At 70.3% G+C, this 23,799-nt stretch carries 18 protein-coding genes; 3 read left to right on the top strand and 15 right to left on the bottom strand.

All coding sequences use genetic code 11. From position 1 onward, the window contains the following. Positions 1 to 5: 5 nt before the first annotated feature. The 3 genes from nadD to OHO27_RS27765 all read right to left on the bottom strand — a co-directional run bounded on the left by nadD (position 6) and on the right by OHO27_RS27765 (position 1,181). Positions 6 to 644: a nicotinate-nucleotide adenylyltransferase gene (nadD, locus tag OHO27_RS27775; RefSeq protein WP_328427688.1), complete on the bottom strand. Its 639-nt coding sequence runs from the start codon at positions 642 to 644 to the stop codon at positions 6 to 8. Positions 645 to 723: 79 nt separating this feature from the next. Continuing rightward, positions 724 to 888 carry a hypothetical protein gene (locus OHO27_RS27770; RefSeq protein WP_107119861.1) on the bottom strand — a complete coding sequence of 55 codons (165 nt, stop codon included), beginning with the start codon at positions 886 to 888 and terminating at the stop codon, positions 724 to 726. Between the two features lie 131 nt (positions 889 to 1,019). Beyond that, a complete protein-coding gene (locus OHO27_RS27765) occupies positions 1,020 to 1,181 on the bottom strand; it encodes a hypothetical protein (protein ID WP_328427687.1) in 162 nt (53 codons plus the stop codon). A 124-nt stretch (positions 1,182 to 1,305) separates the two neighbouring features. On the opposite strand from OHO27_RS27765, the gene OHO27_RS27760 reads away from it, so the two are divergent. Further along, positions 1,306 to 2,418, top strand: coding sequence for a M48 family metallopeptidase (locus OHO27_RS27760; RefSeq protein ID WP_443059612.1), 1,113 nt, complete (start codon positions 1,306 to 1,308; stop codon positions 2,416 to 2,418). A gap of 234 nt (positions 2,419 to 2,652) precedes the next feature. On the opposite strand, the gene OHO27_RS27755 is transcribed toward OHO27_RS27760, so the two are convergent. The 5 genes from OHO27_RS27755 to proB form a co-directional block, all read right to left on the bottom strand. Further along, positions 2,653 to 3,735 carry an SCO2583 family membrane protein gene (locus tag OHO27_RS27755; protein WP_328427685.1) on the bottom strand — a complete coding sequence of 361 codons (1,083 nt, stop codon included), beginning with the start codon at positions 3,733 to 3,735 and terminating at the stop codon, positions 2,653 to 2,655. 134 nt (positions 3,736 to 3,869) lie between these two features. Further along, the gene (locus OHO27_RS27750; RefSeq protein ID WP_443059611.1) at positions 3,870 to 4,445 is read right to left on the bottom strand and encodes an SCO2584 family spore wall biosynthesis protein; all 576 of its coding nucleotides are present in this window, start codon (positions 4,443 to 4,445) and stop codon (positions 3,870 to 3,872) included. Positions 4,446 to 4,593: 148 nt separating this feature from the next. Continuing rightward, the gene (locus OHO27_RS27745; protein ID WP_328427683.1) at positions 4,594 to 5,880 is read right to left on the bottom strand and encodes a glutamate-5-semialdehyde dehydrogenase; all 1,287 of its coding nucleotides are present in this window, start codon (positions 5,878 to 5,880) and stop codon (positions 4,594 to 4,596) included. 124 nt (positions 5,881 to 6,004) lie between these two features. Beyond that, positions 6,005 to 6,460, bottom strand: coding sequence for a hypothetical protein (locus OHO27_RS27740; RefSeq protein ID WP_328430576.1), 456 nt, complete (start codon positions 6,458 to 6,460; stop codon positions 6,005 to 6,007). A 254-nt stretch (positions 6,461 to 6,714) separates the two neighbouring features. Further along, positions 6,715 to 7,821, bottom strand: coding sequence for a glutamate 5-kinase (gene proB, locus OHO27_RS27735; RefSeq protein WP_328430575.1), 1,107 nt, complete (start codon positions 7,819 to 7,821; stop codon positions 6,715 to 6,717). Positions 7,822 to 8,021: 200 nt separating this feature from the next. Here proB and OHO27_RS27730 point away from each other — a divergent pair, with 200 nt between their 5' ends. Then, positions 8,022 to 9,443, top strand: a complete 1,422-nt coding sequence (locus OHO27_RS27730; protein WP_328427682.1) for a polysaccharide pyruvyl transferase family protein — start codon at positions 8,022 to 8,024, stop codon at positions 9,441 to 9,443. Positions 9,444 to 9,614: 171 nt separating this feature from the next. Beyond that, entirely contained in the window at positions 9,615 to 11,660 is a 2,046-nt protein-coding gene (locus OHO27_RS27725) for a hypothetical protein (protein ID WP_328427681.1), read from the top strand. Here OHO27_RS27725 and OHO27_RS27720 read toward each other — a convergent pair. From OHO27_RS27720 to obgE, 7 genes are all read right to left on the bottom strand, one after another. Beyond that, positions 11,629 to 12,855, bottom strand: coding sequence for a glycosyltransferase family 2 protein (locus OHO27_RS27720; RefSeq protein ID WP_328427680.1), 1,227 nt, complete (start codon positions 12,853 to 12,855; stop codon positions 11,629 to 11,631). The genes OHO27_RS27725 and OHO27_RS27720 overlap by 32 nt on opposite strands. Positions 12,856 to 13,109: 254 nt before the next feature. Continuing rightward, positions 13,110 to 15,215, bottom strand: a complete 2,106-nt coding sequence (locus OHO27_RS27715; protein WP_328430574.1) for a hypothetical protein — start codon at positions 15,213 to 15,215, stop codon at positions 13,110 to 13,112. Between the two features lie 147 nt (positions 15,216 to 15,362). Then, positions 15,363 to 16,862, bottom strand: coding sequence for a bifunctional cytidylyltransferase/SDR family oxidoreductase (locus OHO27_RS27710; RefSeq protein WP_328427679.1), 1,500 nt, complete (start codon positions 16,860 to 16,862; stop codon positions 15,363 to 15,365). Positions 16,863 to 17,043: 181 nt separating this feature from the next. After that, on the bottom strand, positions 17,044 to 18,252 hold the full coding sequence (locus OHO27_RS27705; RefSeq protein WP_328427678.1) for a hypothetical protein: 1,209 nt from the start codon (positions 18,250 to 18,252) through the stop codon (positions 17,044 to 17,046). A gap of 111 nt (positions 18,253 to 18,363) precedes the next feature. Next, positions 18,364 to 19,923, bottom strand: a complete 1,560-nt coding sequence (locus tag OHO27_RS27700) for an alkaline phosphatase D family protein (RefSeq protein ID WP_328427677.1) — start codon at positions 19,921 to 19,923, stop codon at positions 18,364 to 18,366. A gap of 190 nt (positions 19,924 to 20,113) precedes the next feature. Next, positions 20,114 to 21,631, bottom strand: coding sequence for an FG-GAP-like repeat-containing protein (locus OHO27_RS27695; protein ID WP_328427676.1), 1,518 nt, complete (start codon positions 21,629 to 21,631; stop codon positions 20,114 to 20,116). Positions 21,632 to 22,291: 660 nt separating this feature from the next. Next, the gene (gene obgE, locus OHO27_RS27690; protein WP_328427675.1) at positions 22,292 to 23,737 is read right to left on the bottom strand and encodes a GTPase ObgE; all 1,446 of its coding nucleotides are present in this window, start codon (positions 23,735 to 23,737) and stop codon (positions 22,292 to 22,294) included. Between the last annotated feature and the right edge of the window lie 62 nt (positions 23,738 to 23,799).

The raw sequence follows: 23,799 nt of genomic DNA, 5'->3' as shown, positions 1-23,799 counted from the left end.
CTGCCTCACTCGCCGCGGTACAGCTCGCGCTTGTCGATGTAGCGCACGACTCCGTCCGGCACCAGATACCAGATGGGGTCTCCCTTTGCGACTCTCGCGCGGCAATCGGTGGACGAGATGGCCAGCGCGGGAACCTCGACCAACGAGACACCGCCTTCCGGGAGCCCCGGGTCGTTGAGGTGATGGCCGGGCCGGGTGACCCCGATGAAGTGCGAGAGGGAGAACAGCTCCTCCGAGTCCCGCCACGTCAGGATCCGGTCGAGGGCATCGGCTCCGGTGATGAAGAACAGGTCCGTGTCGGGGTTGAGCGCACGCAGGTCGCGCAGGGTGTCCACGGTGTACGTCGGGCCGCCGCGGTCGATGTCGATGCGGCTGACGGAGAACTGCGGGTTCTCGGCCGTGGCGATGACCGTCATCAGATAGCGGTCCTCGGCCGGGGAGACGTGCCGGTCGCTCTTCTGCCACGGCTGGCCGGTGGGCACGAACACGACCTCGTCGAGGTGGAACTGCGCGGCGACCTCACTGGCCGCGACGAGGTGGCCGTGGTGGATCGGGTCAAACGTTCCACCCATGACGCCGAGGCGGCGTTTGGCGCGGTTCGACGGGCCGTTTCCGGGGCCGGTAGGCATGTCCTGCTCTCCCATGCGTGCAGACCCTACCGGCCCCGCCTGAGGGCTCCGGCCGGGCAGCTGTCGGCCGGACCGGGAGGGACCTGGCCGGGACTCAGCGGTCGCGGTTGAAGCGGGTCGTGATCCACAGCAGGAGCAGCAGGATGACGAAGGCGCCACCCCCGGTGAGCCACGGGCTGATGCTGTTGTGGTTGCCACCGTGCTCCTCGCCCTCGGCGGCGAGGGTGACCAATTGGGCAGCGGCGCTGTGGAAGCTCATCTTCGGCGTGACCTATCGGGTGTGGGCGGGATAAAGATGTCGGCCCATCGTAAGCGGGCGCCACGACGGCGATCACGCCGACTCCACCGTTGGGGCGCCTTCGACGGTCCGCGGGGAACCTTCCCGGCGGCTCAGTCGTCATTCCGCCTGTAGCCCCGCAACAGGAACCACGCGGTCAGCACACAGCCCACGACCATCACGATCAGTACGACACGGAGCAGATTTCCCGCCCCCTGCTGCTCGGCCGCGCTCGCGGCCTCGGTGAGCCAGGTGGCCGGGGGGTTGTGCTCCATGACGCGGAACTCCTTCGCTGTAGTGCCCGTCCACGGTAACTCCGCCTAGGCTGGGCTCTGCTTCGGGGGCGCAAAGGGCGGAACAAGGCTCCGCAAAGGGCCGCAGAGAGCCATCCAGACGCACATGGGGGAAGACATGTCCGAAGGCCACGAGCACACCGGGCACGAGAACGTACCGAGCAGGCAGCGCAGGCGTTTCCCGGGGATCTCCTCGCGTGCGTACGAACACCCGGCGGACCGCTCGGCCCTGGTGGCCCTGCGCAAGCTCAGCGGCTTCGACACGGTCTTCAAGGCCCTGAGCGGCCTGCTCCCCGAGCGCAGTCTGCGGCTGCTCTTCCTGTCCGACTCGGTGCGGGTGTCGGACCAGCAGTTCGCGCACCTCAACGACATGCTGCGGGACGCCTGTTACATCCTGGACCTGGAGAAGGTCCCGCCGATGTACGTCAACCAGGACCCGGTGCCGAACGCGATGTGCATCGGCCTGGACGAGCCGATCATCGTGGTCACGACGGGCCTGGTCGAGCTGCTCGACGAGGAGGAGATGCGGGCGGTCGTCGGCCACGAGGTGGGCCATGCCCTCTCCGGCCACTCGGTCTATCGCACGATCCTGCTCTTCCTCACCAGCCTGGCGGTCCGGGTCGCCTGGATCCCCCTGGGCAACATCGCGATCATGGCGATCGTGACGGCGCTGCGTGAGTGGTTCCGCAAGTCGGAGCTCTCCGCCGACCGCGCCGGCCTGCTGGTCGGCCAGGACCTCCAGTCGTCCATGCGCGGCCTGATGAAGCTCGCGGGCGGCCACCATCTGCACGAGATGAACGTGGACGCGTTCCTGAAGCAGGCCGAGGAGTACGAGGCGGGCGGCGACCTGCGCGACTCGGTCCTGAAGATCCTGAACGTCCTGCCCCGCTCCCACCCCTTCACCACGGTCCGCGCGGCCGAGCTGAAGAAGTGGGCCGAGTCCCGCGACTACCAGCGGATCATGGACGGCCACTACCCGCGCCGCGACGAGGACAAGGACACCTCGGTCACCGACTCCTTCCGCGAGTCCGCCTCCCACTACGCCACCCACGTGAAGTCCTCCAAGGACCCCCTGATGAAGCTGGTCACGGACATTGCGGGCGGCGCCGGCGACCTGGGCGGCCGCGTACGCCGAGGCTTCGGCGGCTTCACAAGCGCACCCCCGAACGACGAGCCGAGGCGCGACGACACCGGCGGGGACGGCACGGCCACCAGCTGACGGCCGACGTCCGCCTCTCGGCGCAGGCCCGGGCATTCGCTGCCCCCGCACACCAGCGGTCCCTTTCGGCGCCGGTCCAGACACTCCAGCCCGTCCGGCGCTTGAGGACGAGGCCGTTCAGGCCGACAGCGGGGGTCTGGGGGCGGCAGCCCCAGGAGTCGGGGTCGAAGGGGCGGCGGAGCCCCTGGAGGACGGGAAGGGTAGGGGCGGCGGGGGCGAGAAAAACCCCCACGCTCAAACCTTCGGCTGGGACCCCGTAGCCAGCGACCCGCACAGCGCCGTCGCCCCACCCGTGGCGTAGGGGTCGGTCCCCGCAGGGCCACCCTCCTTAGCCGTCTGCCCGGCCAGCAGCGGATGCAGCCGGTTCGTGGAGTCCTCGGCGCACGACAGCGGCCCCGCCTGCACGTAGGACACGACCAGCTGGGCCTGATGCAGCCGCAGGTCCTCCCGGTCGAACCGGAAGTGCAGCTCCCGCCGCACGGTGAACAGCGAGGCCTCGGCCGCCTTCTCCCCGGCCCCCGCCTGCACCGCCCGCAGCGCGTACACAAACGTGTGATCGGCCGTGACCTCGAGCGTGGACGAGTCCGTCTCCGCCGCCTGCAGCGTCCCCTGCACCCGGATCTTGCGATCCGCCAGCTCGGCCTGGGAGGGGTCGAAGCGCACCAGCCACCCGGTCGGCGCATGCCGCCCGTCCGCGGCAGGCTGCCTGAAGCTCTGGTCGAACTGGTCCAGCTGGTCGGGATCGAGCAGCACCCGCACCGGACGGACCTGCTCACCTGTGAGCACCTCGGGATACAGCGAGGAGCGCACGATGTAGTCCTTGGCGATGCTCAGCGCGTTCGTCACCTGGCTGTCCGAGAAGTGCGCGGTACGGCGGGCGGCCGGCAGCGGTATGCCCTCCGCACCGAGCCGGAACTGAGCGGCGGGGCTGCGCGCGTACAGGTTCTCCGTGCTGCTCGCCCCGGGCACCTTGCCCTCCGGGGCGAGGGGGATGACGGTCATGCGCAGCGGCTCGGCGGGCGGTCCGGAGTTCGCCGGGGTCTGGTAGGGGTGCCGTACACCCATGTAGATCGCCGTACCGAAGGCCACGGCGATCAACAGGACCAGGATCAGTGCCTGCCGGGACAGGCCGCGCCGCAGTGGTGCACGGCGTCGCACGGCGGGGGCGTGGTCGGCGATGCGCTCCTGTGCCGAGAACTCCTGGAGGCGGGCAGCACGGACGAACGACTCGTCGAAGACGACGGATCGGTACTCGTCCTCGCCACCTCCGGGGCCGCCCTCGGGTGTCCCCTCGGGTGGGTCTCCTGGCCCTCCCATATCTTCAGGGTAGGTCGCCGGGAGCTCAGGTAAACGCCCTGCCGCACGACAAGTTCTGACAGGTTCTCACCAGGACCGTCAGACAGCTCTCCGTGGCGTTCAGGCCATCGATCGGGTCATTCGACCGGGTCCGATCAGGGCGTGCGCGGGGTCGCCGAGATGGCCGGCTGGGAGTGGTCGGCGGAGGCGGATGGAGCCGCTCCGCTGCCCTGTTCCAGCCCGGTCGACGCGGGCGCCGGGACCTGCTCCCGGCCGCTGGAGGAGGCACCGCGGTAGACCGCCGTGAAGGCCAGCGCGACCATGCCGATGCCCATCACGAGGGCGAGCATCCAGGCCACGGGACGGTGCCAGCGGACCTGTTTGCCGTACGTCCCGGGGGCGCCGTAGCGGCCTTCCAGGATGTCCGTGTCGTCCAGATCGTCCAGCTCGGGATCACGGCCGAAAGAGGCACGGCCGTCGCGGCCGTACCCGTCGTCGTACCGCTCGCCCCGGCCGTGTGTCCGGCGGGCTTCCGCCTCGGAGGCCTCCGCTCTCGCCTGGGCGGCGGCCAGGAGGCGCTCGACGGCGGTCGGCTCGTGCACCACGGCCGCTCGCACGAAGGCCTCGTCGAAGACCACGGAGGCGAACTCTTCGTCCGACACCCCGCGGTCGTGGTCGTCGTCGGGCTCCCAGCCGTCAGGGAACGGCGTGCCCCCCACGTCCTCCGGCACGGCTCCAGAGTAGACCTGGGGGGTCAATTTGGGCAGACGGTATGGAAATTCATCTGCCTGGTGAGACACCTGTCGTGCGGCACGGAGGCTGTCCGGGGGCGCGTGTCTGACGCATATGCCCTGGCCGCGCGCCCCTACGCCGTACGGGTCAGCGCCGTACGTGCCCGTCGCCGGTGACGATGTACTTCGTGCTGGTCAGCTCGGGCAGCCCCATCGGCCCGCGGGCGTGCAGCTTCTGCGTGGAGATGCCGATCTCCGCACCGAAGCCGAACTGGCCGCCGTCCGTGAAGCGGGTGGACGCGTTCACCGCGACCGTCGTGGAATCGACCAGCTGGGTGAAGCGGCGGGCGGCCTGCTGCGAGGTGGTGACGATGGCCTCGGTGTGGCCGGAGGTCCACAGGCGGATGTGCTCGACGGCCTTGTCCAGCGAGTCGACAACCGCGGCGGCGATGTCGTACGACAGGTACTCGGTCTCCCAGTCCTCGGCGGTCGCCTCGACGACGGTCGCCTTGGAGTCCTTGCCGTACGCCATGACCCTCTCGTCGGCGTGCACGGTCACCCCGGCCTCCGCGAGGGCGTCCAGGGCACGCGGCAGGAACTCCGGGGCGATGTCCTGGTGGACGAGGAGGGTCTCGGCGGCGTTGCAGACGCTGACGCGGTGGGCCTTGGAGTTGATCAGGATCTCGATCGCCATGTCGAGGTCGGCGTGGGCGTCGACGTAGACGTGGCAGTTGCCCGTGCCGGTCTCGATCACCGGGACGATGGACTCGGTGACCACCGTCTGGATCAGCGAGGCGCCGCCGCGCGGGATCAGCACGTCGACGAGCCCTCGGGCCCGCATCAGCTCGCGCACGCTCTCGCGGCTCTCCCCGGGCACCAGCTGCACGGCGTCGGCGGGCAGCCCGGCCCCGCCCACGGCGTCGCGGATCACCCGGACGAGTGCGCTGTTCGACTCGTACGCCGAGGCCGAGCCGCGCAGCAGTACGGCGTTGCCGGACTTCAGGCAGAGGGCGGCGGCGTCGACGGTGACGTTCGGGCGGGCCTCGTAGATGATCCCGACGACGCCCAGCGGGACGCGGACCTGGCGCAGGTCGATGCCGTTGGGGAGGGTCGAGCCGCGCACGACCTCACCGACCGGGTCGGGCAGCGCGACGACGTCCCGCACGTCGGAGGCGATGGCCCGCACGCGCTCCGGCGTCAGCGTCAGCCGGTCGATGATCGCCTCGCTGGTGCCGGCCTCGCGGGCCTTGGCGATGTCCTTGGCGTTGGCCTCGACGATTTCGCTCGTACGGACCTCCAGGGCGTCCGCGATGGCGAGCAGCGCGTCGTCCTTCTCGGCCCGCGGCAGCGGGGCGAGGTCGGCGGCGGCGGCCTTGGCGCGGTAGGCGGCCCTGTTGACCGGGGACATGGAGTCGTACGGCGAAAGCGTGGTCATGAAAGAAGGGTAGTGCGCCTGCGAGGACGGTCCATCGTATGTTCCGAACCGCGAGACGGAACCGAAACGCGGCCCTCGCCCTCGTTCGCCCGCCCCGCCGCACGCCACCGGGCGCCGTAACGCGCTAGAACGGGTGGACACCCACCGGAGTCGCCGGCGGTGGTCCGGAGCCTTCCGCGAGCCGCAGGTGGTAGGTCTCGCGGTCGATGACCTCCAGGCCGACGATCTCCCAGGGCGGGAGCCCCGCGCTCTGCCGGTGCTCGCCCCACAGGCGCAGGGCGACCGCGGCGGCGTCGTGCAGGTCGCGGGCCTCTTCCCAGTAGCGGATCTCGGCGTGGTCGCCCGCGTAGCGGCTGGTCAGCAGAAAGGGGTGGTCGTGGGCGAGCTGTTCGAGAGCGCGCCGCACCTCCTTCAGCGGGGCCTCCTGGCCGGAGACGCTGAGGGTGACGTGCCACAGGCGGGGCAGGTCCTTGGGCTCCTGGTAGCGGTCGCCGGCCGCGACGCTCGTCAAGGCGCGCTCCTCACCGGCCGCACGGGACGAGGCCCCACCGGCACTGCGGGACGCCGTCCCAGGGCGCACTCGTCTCACGACGGCCTCCTTTACGCAGTGATCGACTCGGTGGTCGTGCGGAATGTGTCCCGTAGACAAAGTTGAGCAGGCCGCAAGGGCTCGCGGGGCGGTTTTGCGGAACGTCCACCTGAGGGCGACGTAGGCAACGGGGCGTTCCCCCTGTTTTCGGCACCCTGAGCACCAGAGGGCGCTCAGAACTCTGGGATCACCAGGGCCCGGATCTCCAGGATGACCGAGCTCCACGGCTCCGGGATCACCCGGCTCTACGGCTCCAGGATCACCAGGTCGTCCCGGTGCACGACCTCCCGCTCGTACTCCGCGCCCAGCTCCCGCGCCAGCTCCCGCGTCGACCGCCCGAGCAGTTGCGGCATCTCCTTGGCGTCGAAGTTGACGAGACCGCGTGCGACCGCGTGACCCGCGCTGTCGCGCAGCTCGACCGGGTCGCCCGCGCTGAACTCGCCCTCGACGGCGGCGATCCCGGCCGGCAGCAGGGACATCCGGCGTTCGACGACCGCCCGTACCGCGCCGTCGTCCAGGGTCAGCGAGCCCTGCGGGGTGGAGGCGTGCTGGAGCCACAGCAGGCGGTCGGCGGAGCGCTTGCCGGTGGCGTGGAAGTAGGTGCCGGTGTCACCGCCGTGCAGCGCCTCGGCGGCGTGGATCGCGCTGGTGAGGACGACCGGGATGCCCGCGGCGGCCGCGATCCGGGCGGCCTCGACCTTGGTGACCATGCCGCCGGTGCCGACCCCGGCCCGGCCCGCGCTGCCGATCTCCACCTCCGCCAGATCCTGCGGACCGTGCACCTCCGCTATCCGCGAGGTCCCGGGCTTGCTGGGGTCGCCGTCGTACACGCCGTCCACATCGGACAGCAGCACCAGCAGGTCGGCCCGCACCAGATGCGCCACGAGCGCCGCGAGCCGGTCGTTGTCGCCGAAGCGGATCTCGTCCGTGGCAACGGTGTCGTTCTCGTTGACGATCGGGAAGGCGCCCATCGCGAGGAGCTTGTCGAGGGTGCGGGAGGCGTTGCGGTGGTGGGCGCGGCGGCTCATGTCGTCGCTGGTCAGCAGGACCTGGCCGACGCGGACGCCGTGGCGGGCGAAGGAGGCGGTGTAGCGGGCGACGAGGAGGCCCTGGCCGACGCTGGCGGCGGCCTGCTGGCGGGCCAGGTCCTTGGGGCGGCGACGCAGGCCCAGCGGGGCGAGACCGGCGGCGATGGCGCCGGAGGAGACGAGGACGACCTCTCTCTGCCCACCGCTGCGGCTCTTCGCGAGGACGTCGACGAGCGCGTCGACGCGGTCGGCGTCCAGGCCGCCGGACGCGGTGGTCAGCGACGAGGACCCCACCTTGACGACGATCCTGCGGGCCTCGCGCACACCCTGCCTTGCCCCTGCCACCTGTGTTCTTTCCCCTCGCGTACGTCCGGTTCCCTGCCCGGCAATCTACGCGAAGAGGATCGTGCGGCGCGCGGCGATTCCAGCCCCCGGACAGCCGGGCGGTGACCACGTGCTCACGCGTTGCATACGGCAAAAAGGTTGCGCTGGTTGCCCGTAGAAGTAAAAGACCGCGCAAACTTATGTTGAACGCTGTGCCACACGATGCTCACCACGTTCCCCGCGCGAAGCGGCTTCTCCTCCGTTCGGGCAAGAGTCCCTACGACGTCGTCTCCATCGAGGAGGCCCTCCATCGGGACGTCATCGCCACCAACTCCGGCAACCTGATCTTCAGCGACGCCACCCACAAGATCCTTCAGACCTCGCACACCGAGGTCGTCTCGAACGGCATCCGCACCGATGTCTCGGCGGCGGGCCGGATCAACGAGGAGTACGACGCTTTCGTCGTCCCCCTCGCGAACGCGTTCCGACCCTCGTTCGAGGGGCAGCTGAAGCGGCTGACGCGGCTGATCACCAAGCTGCGGATTCCCGTGGTCGTGGTGGGGGTCGGGGCGCAGGCCGGGCTCGGCTACAACGCGGCACGGCTGAAGGGCATCGAGCCCGCGGTGCGCGAGTTCGTCTCCGCCGTGCTCGACCGCAGCGCCTCGATCGGGGTGCGCGGCGAGTTCACCGAGAAGTACCTGAAGGACCTGGGGTTCCGGGACGTCGAGGTCATCGGCTGCCCGTCGCTGTTCCTGTACGGCAAGGAGCTCACCGTCACCAAGCGGGAGCCCATCCTCGGCGCCGGCTCCCGGATCGCGGTCAACGGCTCGCACAGCGCGGTGAAGTCGCAGGGCCTGGACCGGGTCATCGCCCGCGCCCACGCCCGCTACCCGTACCTGCGCTTCATCGGCCAGAACCTCAGTGACGCACGGCAGTTGCACTGGCGGGACCTGTCCGACCCGAACGGCATGGTGACCGCGATGCCGACGCACCCCGACCACCCGATGTACCGGGAGGACAAGGTCCGCGTCTACGTCGACCCGGTCACCTGGATCGACGACCTGCGCACGTTCGACTTCTCCTTCGGCTCCCGCATCCACGGCAACATCGCCGCGCTGCTGGCGGGCACGCCGGCGACCGTGCTGTGCGGCGACTCGCGCACGCTCGAACTGTGCCGCTACTTCGACATCCCGCACCGCCGGATCGACAAACTGACCGAGGACCCGGACCCCGCGGCGCTGTACGAGGAGGCCGACTTCGGTGCCCTGATGAGCGGCCACCAGGAGCGGTTCGAGCGGTTCACGGCGTTCCTGGACAGGAACGGCCTGGAGAACACGTTCACGCACGGCGACGGCGGCGCCGCCTTCGACGAGCGCATGAAGTCGCTGTCCTTCCCGGCGGGCATCCGCCCCTGGAACGACGCCGACCTGACCTCGCTCACCACCAGGTTCGGCTGGCTGCAGAGCCGTATCACCGAACTCGCCACGGACAACGACCGGTTGCGGCGCGACCTGGCCCGCACCGCCAAGGGGGGCGCGGCGGTGCCGACGGCGTCCGTCTACCGCCGGGCCCGCCGCGTGGTGGGCGGCCCGATCCGCAGGGCGCTGCAATCGGGACGGTAGGGAGCCGGCGTCTCCGGCCGCCACGGCGACGGCCGGGCACCCGGCAGCGACGGTCACTCCAGGCCCCCAGGACACATGCGTGTCGTCCGCAGGCCGCCGCGCGTTAACCCGGGCGCACCACGACCCGTAACCCGACGCCCGCGTCCCGCGCCGATCTTGGAGTGACCGCAGTTGCTCGCACCCCTGTCCCGCATCCCGGCGAGAGCGCTCGTCACGGCTCTCCTGGCCGCCGCCTTCTGTGCCCAGGCCGTGGCGGCGCTGCGCCCGCACGTCCCGCTGCTGCTCGGCGCGACGGCCCTGTCCCTCGCCGTCGAGGGCGTGCTGCTGCGCTGGCAGCGCGGCATGCTGTCGGTGTTCGCCAAATCGCACGCGGACATCACCGTGCGGCATGTGCTGCGGGACCTGCTGCTCGTGGTGTGCCTGCTGCGGCTGGGCGAGCAGCACCGGGAGCCGGTGTACACCCCGCTGGTCGCGGGTCTGCTCGCCTTCTACGTCCTGCACTGCGCGATCCAGGCGCTGTCGGTGCTGGTCCGCCGCACCCGCACGCTGCCGGTGGTCACCCGCAACATCGACGCCGCCGCCCTGCGCCTGTCCCCCGCCCCGCCCATCCTGCTGCGCCGCCCGGGGCCCCGCCTGCTGGTCTTCGGCCTCCCGGCCACGGCCGGCCTGCTGGCCACGGCGGCCACCGACGACCCCCGCTGCGCGGCCCTGGGCATCGCCCTCTCCCTGGGCCTGGCCCTGGTGGGCCTGTACGACCTTCTCGTACGGGTGCTGCCGCGCCGTCGCCCGGCGGGTGAGCGGGAGACGCTGGAGTGGCTCGACGCCTGGCTGGCGGAGTACCGGCCGACGGTCGGGCTCTACTTCTCCGGCGGGGCGTCCTCGGCGTATCAGGCGAACATGTGGCTGGAGCCGCTGGCGAAGCTGGACGGACGGCCGCTGATCGTGCTGCGCGAGCGGTTCATGGTGCAGAAGATCGCGCCGACCGACGTGCCGGTCCTGTGCCTGCCGAAGGTCTCCACGCTGATGCGCCTGGAGGAGTCCTCGCTCCAGGTCCTCATCCACCCCTCGAACTCCGGCAAGACCTCCCAGGTCCTGCGCATCCCCACGCTCAAGCACACCTTCGTCAACCACGGGGAGAGCGACAAGCTGTCGTCCTGCAACCCGTACGCGAAGGCCTACGACGAGGTGTGGGTGGCCGGTCCGGCGGCGCGCGAGCGGTACGCGTACGCCGAGGTCGGCGTCGAGGACAAGGACGTCGTGGAGATCGGCCGCCCGCAGCTGGACGACGTCCGGCCGTACGCGGGCCCGCCGAGCGGGGCGTACACAACGGTGCTGTACGCGCCGACCTGGGAGGGCTGGGACGGCAACCCCGGCAACACCTCGGTGATCGAGGCCGGCGAGAACCTCGTACGGGCGCTGCTCGCGGATGCGGGCGTACGGCTGCTGTACAAGCCGCATCCGCTGACGGGGTCGGTGGATCCGCGCGCGGGGGCTGCCGATCTGCGCATCCGCGAGCTGATCACGGCGGCGAACCGGGAGCGGACCGGCGAGCGCCCGCGGGACACCGGTGAACTCGCTCTTCGTACCGAGGAGTTGGACCGGCTCACCACGACCGCCGTGCGGGAGTCCGCCGATCAGGCCGAGCGGATGCTGCTGCAGTCGGCGCCGGAGCCGGGGCGGGCGGAGGCGGTGGCGCGGGCGACGACAGCCTGGGAGGAGGCGTACTGGGCCTCGCTGCCGGAGTGGGAGCACCAGGTCGTCACGGCCGCCCGGCCGACGCTGTACGCCTGCTTCAACGAGGCGGACCTGCTCATCAGCGATGTGTCCAGCGTGATCAGCGACTTCCTGGCGAGCGGGAAGCCGTACGCCGTGGCGAACACCAGCGGCCTCGCGGAGGACGTGTTCCGCAAGGCCTTCCCGACCGTGCGCGCGGGGACGGTGCTGACGCCGGACGCGGCCGGGATGGCGGAGCTGCTGGACGCGGTGCGGCAGCCCGAGAAGGACCAACTGGGCGAGGCCCGGGCGGAGTTGAAGCAGCACCTGCTGGGGCCGGACGAGCCGACGTCACAGGTGCGCTTCAACGAGGCCGTGCAGTCACTGTGTTCGGCGGCCGGAGAGCACCGCGCACGGATGGAGGAGCGGCTGGCGGCGGAGACCCCCGAGATCCCCGATCAGCGACGGTCCTTCACGCCGCAGCGGCCCGCCCACCCGGCGTAGCCCCGCCCGAGGACCTCAGCGTCCGGCGCGCCTTGCGCACCGCACGCCGCAGGAACGAGTCCACGCCGCCCTCCCGGTATCCGGGGAAGGCACGGGCCTCGCGCGGTTCGGCGAGGTACACGGAGTCGGGTACTCCGGCCGTGGCGTCCCGGAAGTGCGGGTAGGCGAGGTAGACCCGGCGGCCCTTCTTCTCCAGGAGGGCCGCCGCCTGCTTCTTGGCCTTGACGAACTCCACGACGGACAGCAGGAGTTCGGGGCGCCGGTCGGCGACCAGGTGCAGCCGCAGCCGCTCGTGGACCTTGAGCCGGCCGGCGATGCCGGGGGTCCAGTAGGCGTCCATGAGGGGCCCCGCGAGTTCGAGCTTGCGCTGCCGGACCTTCTCGCTGTCCTTGGCGTACTGGGGCCCGAACTGCGGCAGCAGGGTGATGAGGAAGGGGCGGAGCATGAGCTGGTCACGCCGCGGGCCCGCCGGGACGTGCTCGGCGATCAGGTTCATCAGGGCGCGCGCGGAGTCGAAGCGCAGGGTGTAGCCGCCGCTCTTGGTCACGTGCTTGCCGTCGTCGCGGCCCACCAGGTAGTAGCAGGTGTGGTCGGCGACCACGGAGACGCCGTCCGCCCGCAGATAGGCCTCCATCGTGAACAGCGCGTCCTCGCCGGTCCACAGGGACTCGTCGAAGCGCATGTCGTGCCGGGTCAGCAGGTCACGGCGGAACAGCTTCTGCGCGCTCAGCGTGAACTTGATGTTCGAGGAGAAGACGTCCGTACGGTCCAGCGTTTTGCCCCACATCGACTTGGGCGCGGTGCGGTTGACCCCCTCGATGCGGCCGAGCACCACGTCCGTGCCGTTCCTGTCGGCCATCGCGACCATGCGCTCCAGGGCCTCGGGGCCCAGCCGGTCGTCGGCGTCCAGGAAGAAGACGAAACGCCCGGCGGCCTTCCCCAGACCGACGTTGCGCGGGCCGCTGGGGCCGCCCGAGTTCTCCTGCCGGATCACGGTGACCGGCATCGCCGCGCGGGCGGCGAACTCCTCCAGGCACTCCCCCGTGCCGTCCGTCGAACCGTCGTCGACGGCGATGACCTCGATGCGCCCTGGGCCGATGGTCTGTGCCTCGACGGAAGCCAGGCACTCGACCAGGTACGGCATCGCTTCGTACGCCCCGATGATCACAGTCACATCAGGCTGCGTGACGGTCACGTTTCCCCCTTGTCAACGGGATATTTCCCCCGTATCGCCTCATTCACTACTTGATAGACGGCTGGGTGTTGCAAGCGGTTGCCTCAGGCCGGTGCTTTGGTGGGCCAGATCACATCGCGAACTGACATGGGCTCACGTGATTCGGGAAGCGGAATGGGCCACTCAGAAGCGATGCGGCCGCGCGCAGAAACGGCGCGGCCCCCGAGGAAGGTTCCTCGGGGGCCGCGCCGTCGGTTCGCGCCGCTGCGGGCGGGTCAGGCCGTCACATCGTCTTCGCCCGCCGCCCCCCGCGGCACGGGCACGGTCGCCGGCACGGGGTCGGGCTCGGGCTCGGGGTCCATGTCGGCTCCGGCCGACGCCCGGGAATCCTGGCCGACGTTGCGCGTCTCGGCCTTGATCGCGAGATTGGCCACCGCGGTGTTGAACTGGTCGATGGACGTCGGCTCGTCCGGGCCGAGCAGGTACCGCTTGAGCTCCTCGCGGTCCCCGGCCAGCGCATCGGCGGCCGGATCCCGTACGGCGTCCAGCAACTCACCCAGCTCGGCCGCGCTGTTGGACAGGATCGTCGCGGCGCGCACCGCGGTGTTCGCCCGCTTGAACTCCTCCACGCCCAGCTCGGCGGAGTCCGTGACGGCGTACGGCTTGCCGCTGGCGATGAAGTCGGAGACCACGCTGGAGATGTCGGAGACCATCGCGTCCGAGACGTTGAAGCAGTCGTACAGGCGCGGTTCGGGGCCCGTGATGACGCGGTGCTCGTGGCCGGGGAAGGAGCGCCAGTACGCGGTGTTCCACTCGGCGCGCAGCCGGGCGACCTCCTCGTGCCTGACGATGTCGACGAGGCCGTCACGGGTGGCCTCGGCCTCGTCACCCTTGGCGTTGCCGTTGCCCTTCCCGTTGCCCTTCCCGGACAGCTCGGCGAGCCGGGCCTCGATGCGGGCCAGCTCGGCCTTGGCGGCGGTCGGCGTGGCGGTGTCGGCCGTGAAGCGCGCGTCGGTGATCCGCTCGGCGGCGGCCTGCTCGACCAGGGCGATGATCCGCCGGTGCGCGGCGCCGGCCTCCTTGCTGACGGTGCCGGTGAACGGGTGCGGCTTGTACAGGACGCGGACCGGCGGGTCGGCCGACACGAGCTTCTTCACGATCGACTCGCCGGCCAGCACGATCGAGGTGTTGCCGGGGTTGCCGTCCCAGCCCTCCCAGGTCGGCGCGTACAGCACGGTCGGGATCCGGCCCTCGGGGACACCGCTCCAGCCCTGGATCGGCGCCAGCTGCGGGCGGCCGACCTCGACGATGTCGGCGTCGCGGACACCGACGTCGGCGATGGCGTACCGGTCGCGGCCCGCGCGGCCGGCGGTCCACACCTCGTCGTAGACCTTGCTGTACGGGTTGACGCTGGCCAGCTTGTCGCTGTCGCCGTGGCCGATGAAGACGTGCTTCATGGTCGGGACGCGCAGCAGGTGGATGTTCTTGCCGACGTTCGCCGCGTACAGCGCGACGCGCACGTTCGACAGGTCCAGGTTCATCAGGTGCACACCGCCGGGCACGCAGATGACGGGGACCGTGGTGGGCGCGAGGTTGTTCAGGATGACGCGCTCACGCAGGATGATCAGCGGCTGGGAGTCCAGCTGCTCCATGGTCTCCAGCCACATGTTGACCTGGTACGCGGAGTCCTTGGAGCCGGAGAAGTACAGCACCGTCTCGGGCCGGTACTCGCCCAGCCAGTCGTCGACGGCGGCCAGCACGGTGTCGGCGTTCGGCGGGACCTTCGCGCCACGGACGTACGGCACGAGCGCCAGCACGTACAGGCAGCCCAGGCCCACCGTGATGCCGATGCCGATGAAGCCGACCACGGCCGACTCCAGGGACGCGGAGACGAGGATGCCGGCGACGGCCACGAGGTCGAGGTGCAGCATCTTCTCGGCGGAGCGGTGCAGCAGCCTGCGCGGCGGGGCGTCCGGGATGCGGATGCGCGAGGCGAGGTCGACGTTGCGGGTGGCGACCGGCATACGGCGGCGGTTGCGGATCAGGGTGACCAGCGCGCCGTGCGGGGCCTGAAGGCCGTAGAAGGCGATGAAGCAGGCGATCGCGCCGTAGTAGATCAGGTCGTCCGCGAGGCCGAGCCGGGCCAGCAGCAGGATCAGCAGCAGCTGCCTGATCAGGAAACGGATCGACAGACCTGCCCGCACCTTGCTCAGGCGGTTGACCAGATAGCTGCCCTTGCGGTGCAGAAAGTGGTCCGCCAGGTACGTCACGGCGGCCGCGGCCGCGAAGGCGGGGACGCTCGGGACGAGCGCGGCCAGCATGAGTGCCGGGAAGCCCAGCATCATGAGGGCCGCCGCGGCCAGCTCGGCCGCGCTGCCCACCCGGGCGACGCGAATAGCGGTGGATATCACGGAGAACCTGCTCAGGGAGAGGGGCCGGTCTGACGGGGGAAGGACTCAGGCCCCTGTGAATTCTTCGTGAACGAAGAATCGCAGAGGCCTGAATTCCATAAGGCTATTGACTGCTGATTATGCCATGCCGTCCTGGCGGTCCAGAACACTGGCAAGGGCCTGCTCGAAGCCGGACGCCTTGCCGGCGGCCGCCGTCGGGTCCTGCTGGCGGACGTCGATCACATGGCCGGTCAGCTCGGAGAGCAGCACGTCGAGGGACGTGCGGGCGACGGCCTCGGAGGAGAGCAGGCTGCCCGAGGGCTCCTGGCCGAAGGCCTTGGTGCGCATCGGGGTGGCGGTGCGCTCCGGGTTGATGCAGTTGACGCGGATGCCGTCGCCGGCCCACTCGTCGGACAGGGCCTGGGTGAGGTTCACCATGGCGGCCTTGGTCGAGGAGTACAGGCTGTACTCGGCGCGACCGCGGGTGTAGCTGCTGGAGGTGTACAGCAGCAGCTGGCCCTTGGTCTCGGCCAGGTACTTGTACGAGGACCGCGCGATCTGCACCGGGGCGAGGTAGTTGACCTTCAGCGCCTCCTCGATGGTGGCGTTGTCGGTCTCGGCGAGCTTGCCGATGCGCAGCACGCCGGCGGTGTTGACGACGTAGTCGATGCGCCCGGTCTCGGCGTACGCCTTGGACAGCGCGTCGTCGACCTCCTCCGGGTTCTCCACGTGCGTGCCGGTGGTGGAGCGACCCAGCGCGTACACCTTCGAGCCGTAGGACTCGGCGAGTTCGGCGATGTCCTTGCCGATGCCGTAGGACCCGCCGAAGACGACGACGGTCTTGCCGGTCAGCAACTCGCGGTAGGCCTCTTCGCTGATCTGCTCGGGCGTGGCTGTGGAGGCCAGCTGGAAGAGCTTGTCGGCGATGAAGACGTCGACGGGCTGGGTGACCTTCATGTTGTACTCGTCACCCGCGACGACGTGGATCGGCACGTCCGGCAGGTACTTGAGCACGACGGAGCAGTCGTCCGTGGCCTGGAAGTTGGGGTCACCGGCGGCGACCTCGTAGGCCCGCTTGATCGTGGACAGCTTGAACGCCTGCGGCGTCTGGCCGCGGCGCAGCCGGGAGCGGTCCGGGATCTCGGTGATGAACTCGCCGTCCTCACCGTGCGTGCGGGTCACGATGATGGTGTCCGCGGACGGGATGGCGACGTCGACGGCCTGGAAGCGCTCCAGCGCCACGACACAGTCGTCGATGACACGCTGTGACAGCAGGGGGCGCACGGCATCGTGGAAGAGGACGTTCAGGTCCTCGCCCTCGGCCAGGCCCTCGCCGAGGGCGTCGATGGCGCGCTCGGTCGTCTCGTTCCGGGTCGTGCCACCCTCGATGATCTTCTTGACCTTCTTGAACCCGGCCTTGGCGACGATCTTCTCGATGTCCGGCACGTAACCGGGCGCCATCAACACGATGATGTCGTCGATCGAGTCGGCCTTCTCGAAGGTGGTCAACGTGTGCTCGATGACTGCCTTGCCGGCGATCTTCAGCAGCTGCTTGGGGATCGACAGACCCACGCGCTGGCCGGTACCACCCGCAAGGATCACTGCGGTGGTACGGGGCTTGGCTATGTGCTGGGACACAGGTGACCTACCTTGTGGCGACTGGGAACTTGGAAATGGTCCCACTTGGGGTTACCGCAGTGCAAGGTGAGCGTCCCCGTCTGCATATGTGCGCGCAACCTGTCATTCACCTTGTACGCATGGTCATTGCGAGGAAGCCCTCCGAAGGTTCCCGGCGGTTGCCGTGAGTAACGACACAGGCTCACCGAAGCCGTAGCCGCTTGAGGCAACGGTGACCGAGTATCCGCACGAGCTCCTTCGACGACGTCTGGTGAACGGTGCGCGACCTGGCGGGCGCGGCATGCCGCACGGGAGCGCCCGCCGCCGCGGCAAGCGCCCCGTACAGCGCATGCGCCGCCGCCTCGGGAGCGATGCGCGGCACGGCGTCGATCCTGGCCGCCGGCTGCTGTACGGCGGACAGCTGCACGGCGGACAAAAGGCTCATGTCGCCGATGATCCGCACCCCTGTCGACCCGATCAGGTCCGCCATTTCGGCACCGGTCCCGGCGGCGGCCTCGACGGCCCACTGCGGGGTGCAGATCTTCACGTCACCGGGACCGGGAGCGCACGTGTTCTTCATATGCATCACGGCGCCGTTCCGGACGAGCTGCGAATAGAGCTCCTCGGGCAGTTCATTGGCGCGGAATTCCTTATTAAGATTCCGCAGCATTTCGGTCTCGGCGAGGGTGAGCGAGCGATTCGCCGCGTCCGGAATCGGCCGCAGCAGGTGCGCGGGCAGTCCGAGCAGCGCTTCGAAGGTGCGCATCAGGCCCTCCCGGTCCCGGTCGTCGACCACGACGACGGTGACCCGCTCCGCGCCGACCACCCGCGCCCAGCGCTCGACGAGCCGGTCATGCCGGTGCCGGCGCCAGAAACTGGGGGTGGGCCTGTCGTACGGCGGCTTCCTGAGCAAGTGCTCCAGCCAGTCCTCGTAGCCCATGCGCAGGCCGTTCTGCACGTACTGCTGCCACTGCGAGGGCATGATCCGCGCGAGCGGGCGCAGCGTGACCAGGACGTGCACACGCTCGCCGCCGAGCTGCTCGACGATCCGCTCGACGGTGTCGTCGTCGGGGGCGTCGGCGAAGAACTCGCTGCTGATCACGGACGTACGCCGGCCCGTGGCGCGCACCTGCTCCAGCAGCCGCTCCCAGTGCCGCTCGGTGGGCGCGGGGTCGCCCATCATGCCGGTGCGGGCGCAGGCGGCCAGGACCGCCTCCATGGGGTGCCGGGTGGCGGCCGGCCACTCAACGCCGTGCCGGGCCATCTCGGTCCTCGCCTCGAACAGGGCGCCCTGGATCGAGGTGGTGCCCGTCTTGTGCGGGCCGATGTGCAGCAGGCGGGTCCCGGTGGCGAGCGGGGTGATCACGCTGCCGTTGACCGGGAGTCCATCTCTCGTACAGTCCGTCTCCATGGTCAGAGGACGGTAAGAGAGCTTGCTGTGAGAGCGCTGAGAGTGACCTGGGACACGGATGAGTCCCAGGTCCTCCAGCAGGCGTTACGGAAGGGACAGGGGTTGCGGGAGTTACACGACCTCGACGCCCGGCTCGCCCGACTCGACCCGCAGCCGGGCCAGCGTGCTCGGCGTCGCCGTCTGTGCGCGCACCGTGTCCACGATCCGCACCTGCGCGTCGATGCCGTCGCGGCGGATGTCGAAGAGGTGGTATCCGCGATGGGCGTCGAGGAGCTTCCAGTGCGGGTTGTCCGGCAGGCGCGGGTCCCACTCCTTGTGGAAGGCCGCCTGGTCCTGGTCGCCGTTGCTGGAGATGGACGTACCGACGAACTCCGCGCCCACGACGTCCGAGCCCGGGTCGGCGTAGTCCTCCTTGAGGTCGCTGATCATCGTCAGATGACGGTCGCCGGTGAACACGACCGGGTTGCGGACCTGCTTCAACTCCTGCATCAGGGCGTTGCGTTCGACCTGGTAGCCGTCCCAGGCGTCGTAGTACCAGAGCTTGCCCTCGCCGACCTTGAGGTCGGTCTCGGCCATCATGATCTGCGAGCCGATCATGTTCCAGCGGGCCGGCGAGTGGCGCAGCCCGTCGACCAGCCACTGCTTCTGCTCGGCGCCGAGCATGGTGAGCGAGGGGTCCTGGGCCGCCTCCTGGCTGGTGACCTGGTCGCTGCGGTACTGCCGGGTGTCCAGCACGCTGAGCCGGGCAAGACGGCCGAACTCCAGGCGGCGGTACATCTGGATGTGCGGGCCGTTCGGGATGGCGCTCGCGCGGACCGGCATGTGCTCGTAGAACGCCTGGTAGCCCGCGGTCAGCCGCGCCACGAAGGCGTCGTGCGGCTGCTTGTCCGGGTCCTGCGGGATCTCGCCGGCGAAGTCGTTGTCGACCTCGTGGTCGTCGAAGGTGACCACCCAGGGCGCGTTCGCGTGCATCGCGGCGAGGTCCGGGTCGGTGCGGTACTGGGCGTAGCGGTTGCGGTACTGGACCAGGCTGTACGGCTCACCCGAGCCCTCGTGCCGGCGCACACCCGTCGCCGACGGCGTGGACTCGTAGATGTAGTCCCCGACGAACAGGACGAAGTCGGGGTCCTGGTCGCGCATGTCGGCGTACGGCGTGAAGTAGCCGTGCTGCCAGTTCTGGCAGGAGGCCAGCGCCATGCGCAGCCGGCCGCCGGAGCTCGTCGCGTGGGGCGCGGTGCGGGTCCGGCCGGTGGGCGAGAGCTGTCCGCCGGTGCGGAAGCGGTACCAGTACGTGCGGCCCGGGCGCAGCCGTCGTACGTCGACGTGAACGCTGTGCCCCAGCTCGGGCCGGGCCTGGGCGACCCCGCGGCGCACCGGTTTACGGAACCGCTCGTCCTCGGCGATCTCCCACTCGACGGACACCACGCGATCGGGCATGCCGCCGCCGTTCAGCGGGTCCGGGGCCAGGCGCGTCCACAGCACGATGCCGTCGGGCAGCGGGTCACCGGAGGCGACACCGAGGCTGAACACGCCGTCGGGCAGCGGGGTTTCGGCGGCCCGGGCGGCGCCCGGCAGCCACAGCTGGGCGGAGGCCGCGGCGCCGAGCACCGCGGCACCCGCGGTCAGAAAGCGGCGTCGGTCGGGCGATACGGATCCGGAAACACCGGTCATTCGGCGAACTCCCCTGCCTCGCTGGCCTCTTGGACACTTCGGATGCTCACGCCCGAGGGCGGTCCGGCTGCTGAACTGTGAGCTTCGCGTGCATGACAACTAGAGAGACAACGGAAGACCCGCTGCGGCACGGCAAGGTGCCTTTGCCGCAACGGGTCTGTCGGTCGATCAGCGGGTGAATCGTCCTCGATCAGTAGTTGAACCCGGAGCCCAGCCGGGCGTTAGCCGCTACCGTGCCGAGGGTCCCGGCGCCGAAGGTGAACGAGCCGGTCGGGGTGATGCCGGCCGAGGTGGACCTGAACACCCACACCGACCCGGCGTTCGCGTTCTCCCCCGGTGCGCCGACGACGAGTTCCGCGCGGCCGTCGTGGTCGGCGTCCACAAGGCGGGTGGCGCCGCCGAAGGCGTCCTTGGTCTCCGCCGCTCCCGGCACGCCCGCGGTGGCCTGGTTGACCCCGTTCGCACCGGTGCCGGTCAGACCGTTCGCGCCACCGCGCAGTACGACAACGCCGCCGGCGTCGCTCAGCCCGTCGAAGTCCTCGCCGGGCACACCTGCGGAGACGTCGGCGTACCCGTCGCCGTCGACGTCGGCGACGGAGACGTCGGTGCCGAAGCCGTCGCCGCGCTCGGCGGCACCCGGGACTCCGGCGCTGTCCTGGTTGACGTACATCGCCTTCGTACCGACGGGCCCGTTCGCGGAGCCCGGTATGAAGGCGACCCGGCCGCCCGTGGGGATCGGGGTGTCGAGGTCGCTGTCGTAGCCGTCGACGGAACGGCCCACGACGATGTCCTCGTACCCGTCCCCGTTCACGTCACCGAGGTCGAGGGACTCGCCGCCCTGCACCCGCCAGTCCCTGGCGTCACGCAGCACGATCCCCTCGGCGAGCCCGTCCCGCGTGCCCCGCCAGTACGTGACACGGCGGGCGTCGTACTCGTCACCGTCGTGCATGGTGCCGACGACGTCGTCGATGCCGTCACCGTTCACGTCGCCGGTGGCCAGGTCCAGGAAGCGGGGGTCGGAGTCGTCCAGGACGATCTGCTCCCCGCCGCTCGCGGAACCGTCGCGGCCGAAGGGGCCCTTGATGACCCGCAGCTTGACCTGGCTCTCGACGACGACCAGGTCCGGCGCCCCGTCACCGTTCACATCACCGACGGTCAGCTGCCCCTTGGCGCTGAGCCGGTCATAGGTCTCGCGCCCGTACGCCAGCGCCGCCCCGCCGGACAGCCCGTTCACCCCGCCCCACAGGACCTGCACGAGCCCCGTCTCGGCACCGCCCTCGACGGAGTCCTCACCGCTCACGCCGACGATCAGGTCCGCGTACCCGTCCCGGTCGAGGTCGGCGCTGCTCACCGCGCTGCCGAACAGGTCCTCCGTCTCGGCGGAGTCGGTGACGCCGGCCGTGTTCTGGCTGAGGACCTGCTTGGAGGCGGTCTTCAGCCCACTCGCCGACCCGTACACCACGGCGACGTACCCGGCCTTCGCCTTCCCGTCGACGGTCGCCCCGGGCGCCGCGACCGCGAGGTCGGAGTAGCCGTCACCGTTGAAGTCGTCGTGCAGCCCCTTCGTGCCGGGCGCAGCAGGAGCGGCCCCGGTGGCGGCGCCGGCGGCGGGGACGGTCAGCAGACCGGCGGCGAGAGCAACGCCGGTGGCGAGACCGAGACGGCTCCGACGGGAGAGGAGGTTGCGGCGCTGGGAAGGTGAAGGCACGTCATCTCCGTGAATCTGGCGGGCAGTTGAGGAGTGGAGAGGCCCTGAACTTTCAAGATCTCATCCACGCCGCCCAGTAGGACTCACCGGAGGGGGAGGGGGTTGCCCTGGGATACGCCGTGAATTTCCCCGGAGTTAACCAATCCGGCCAGCGCGTTTCTTGCGGCTGGAGGGGGCTGCGCTCGCGCGCCGTCAGCGCCTTCAACGCCGGGTCCGGGCATTTCAGCCCGTCCGGCGCTTGAGGATGCGAGGGCAGCCATCCTCAACCCCCGCCCACCCACGGCACCTGGACGCCGGGCCGGCACTCCAGCCTGTCCGGCGTTTGACGACGAGGGCAGCCTCCGCACCCCCGCCCACCCACGGCACCCTGAACGCCGGCCCCGCTACTCCAGCCCGTCCGGCGCTAGAGGAGACGAGGGCAGCCATCCGCAACCCCCACCCACCCACGGCACCTGGACGCCGGGCCGGCACTCCAGCCTGTCCGGCGTTTGACGACGAGAGCAGCCTCCGCACCCCCGCCCACCCACGGCATCCTGACCGCCGGCCCCGGTACTCCAGCCCGTCCGGCGTTTGACGACGAGGCCGTTCAGGCCGAAGCGGGGGTCTGGGGGCGGCAGCCCCCAGTCGACGGCACCGACAACGCCGCACGCACCCTCAGCCTCAGAACGGCTCGAAGTCGTCGAACTCCCGGAGGGCCTCGTCCCGCTCGGCGTCCTTGTCCCGCCGCCGCTGCGCAGCAGGCCGCGGCGCCTCGAAGCGGTGGTCCTCGCCACGCCGGCCGAGCATCTCCGCCCCGGCCATCGTCGTCGGCTCCCAGTCGAAGACGACGGCGTTGTCCTCGGGCCCGATGGCCACGCCGTCACCGGACCGGGCGCCCGCCTTCATCAACTCGTCCTCGACACCGAGCCGGTTGAGCCGGTCGGCGAGATAGCCCACGGCCTCGTCGTTGTTGAAGTCGGTCTGCCGCACCCAGCGCTCGGGCTTCTCACCACGCACCCGGAACAGCGGCTCGCCGTCGAAGTCCTCGCGCGTCACGGTGAAGCCGGCGTCGTCGACGGCCTTCGGCCGGATCACGATCCGCGTCGCCTCTTCCGTCGGCTTCGCGGCCCGCGCCCTGCCCACCAGATCGGCCAGCGCGAACGACAGCTCCTTGAGCCCGAGATGCGCCACCGCGGACACCTCGAAGACCCGGTAGCCACGAGCCTCCAGATCCGGCCGCACCATCTCGGCGAGGTCCTTGCCGTCCGGTACGTCGATCTTGTTCAGGACGACGATCCGCGGCCGGTTGTCGAGCCCGCCGTACTCCTGCAGTTCCGCCTCGATGATGTCCAGGTCGGAGACGGGGTCCCGGTCGGACTCCAGCGTCGCGGTGTCCAGGACGTGCACCAGCACACTGCACCGCTCGACGTGCCGCAGGAACTCCAGGCCCAGGCCCTTGCCCTGACTGGCGCCCGGGATCAGCCCCGGGACGTCGGCGATGGTGTAGACGGTCGAGCCCGCCGTCACCACACCCAGGTTCGGCACCAGCGTCGTGAACGGGTAGTCCGCGATCTTCGGCTTCGCGGCGCTCAACACCGAGATCAGCGAGGACTTCCCGGCGCTCGGGTACCCGACCAGCGCCACGTCGGCGACGGTCTTCAGCTCCAGGACGATGTCCTGGAGGTCCCCCGGCTCGCCGAGCAGCGCGAACCCGGGCGCCTTGCGCCGCGCCGACGCCAATGCGGCATTGCCGAGCCCGCCGCGGCCGCCCTGCGCGGAGACGTACGACGTGCCGTGCCCGACCAGGTCGGCGAGCACATTGCCCGCCTTGTCGAGAACGACGGTGCCGTCCGGCACGGGAAGGACGAGGTCCTGCCCGTCCTTGCCGGAGCGGTTGCCGCCCTCACCGGGCTTGCCGCTGGTGGCCTTGCGGTGCGGGGAGTGGTGGTAGTCGAGCAGCGTGGTGATCGACTGGTCGACGGTGAGGATCACGTCCCCGCCGCGCCCGCCGTTGCCGCCGTCGGGTCCGCCGAGCGGCTTGAACTTCTCACGGTGGACGGAGGCACAGCCGTGGCCTCCGCTACCCGCGGCGACATGCAGCTCGACGCGGTCCACGAAGGTGGTCATGGGATGTGCCTCCAGTTACGTACGGGGTGTTCTCTGAGAACTAACACGCGAAAGGCGGACCC

The sequence above is a fragment of the Streptomyces sp. NBC_00443 genome, from assembly GCF_036014175.1.
Classification (GTDB): Bacteria; Actinomycetota; Actinomycetes; order Streptomycetales; family Streptomycetaceae; genus Streptomyces.
This window is presented reverse-complemented; position numbering and strand designations above follow the sequence as displayed.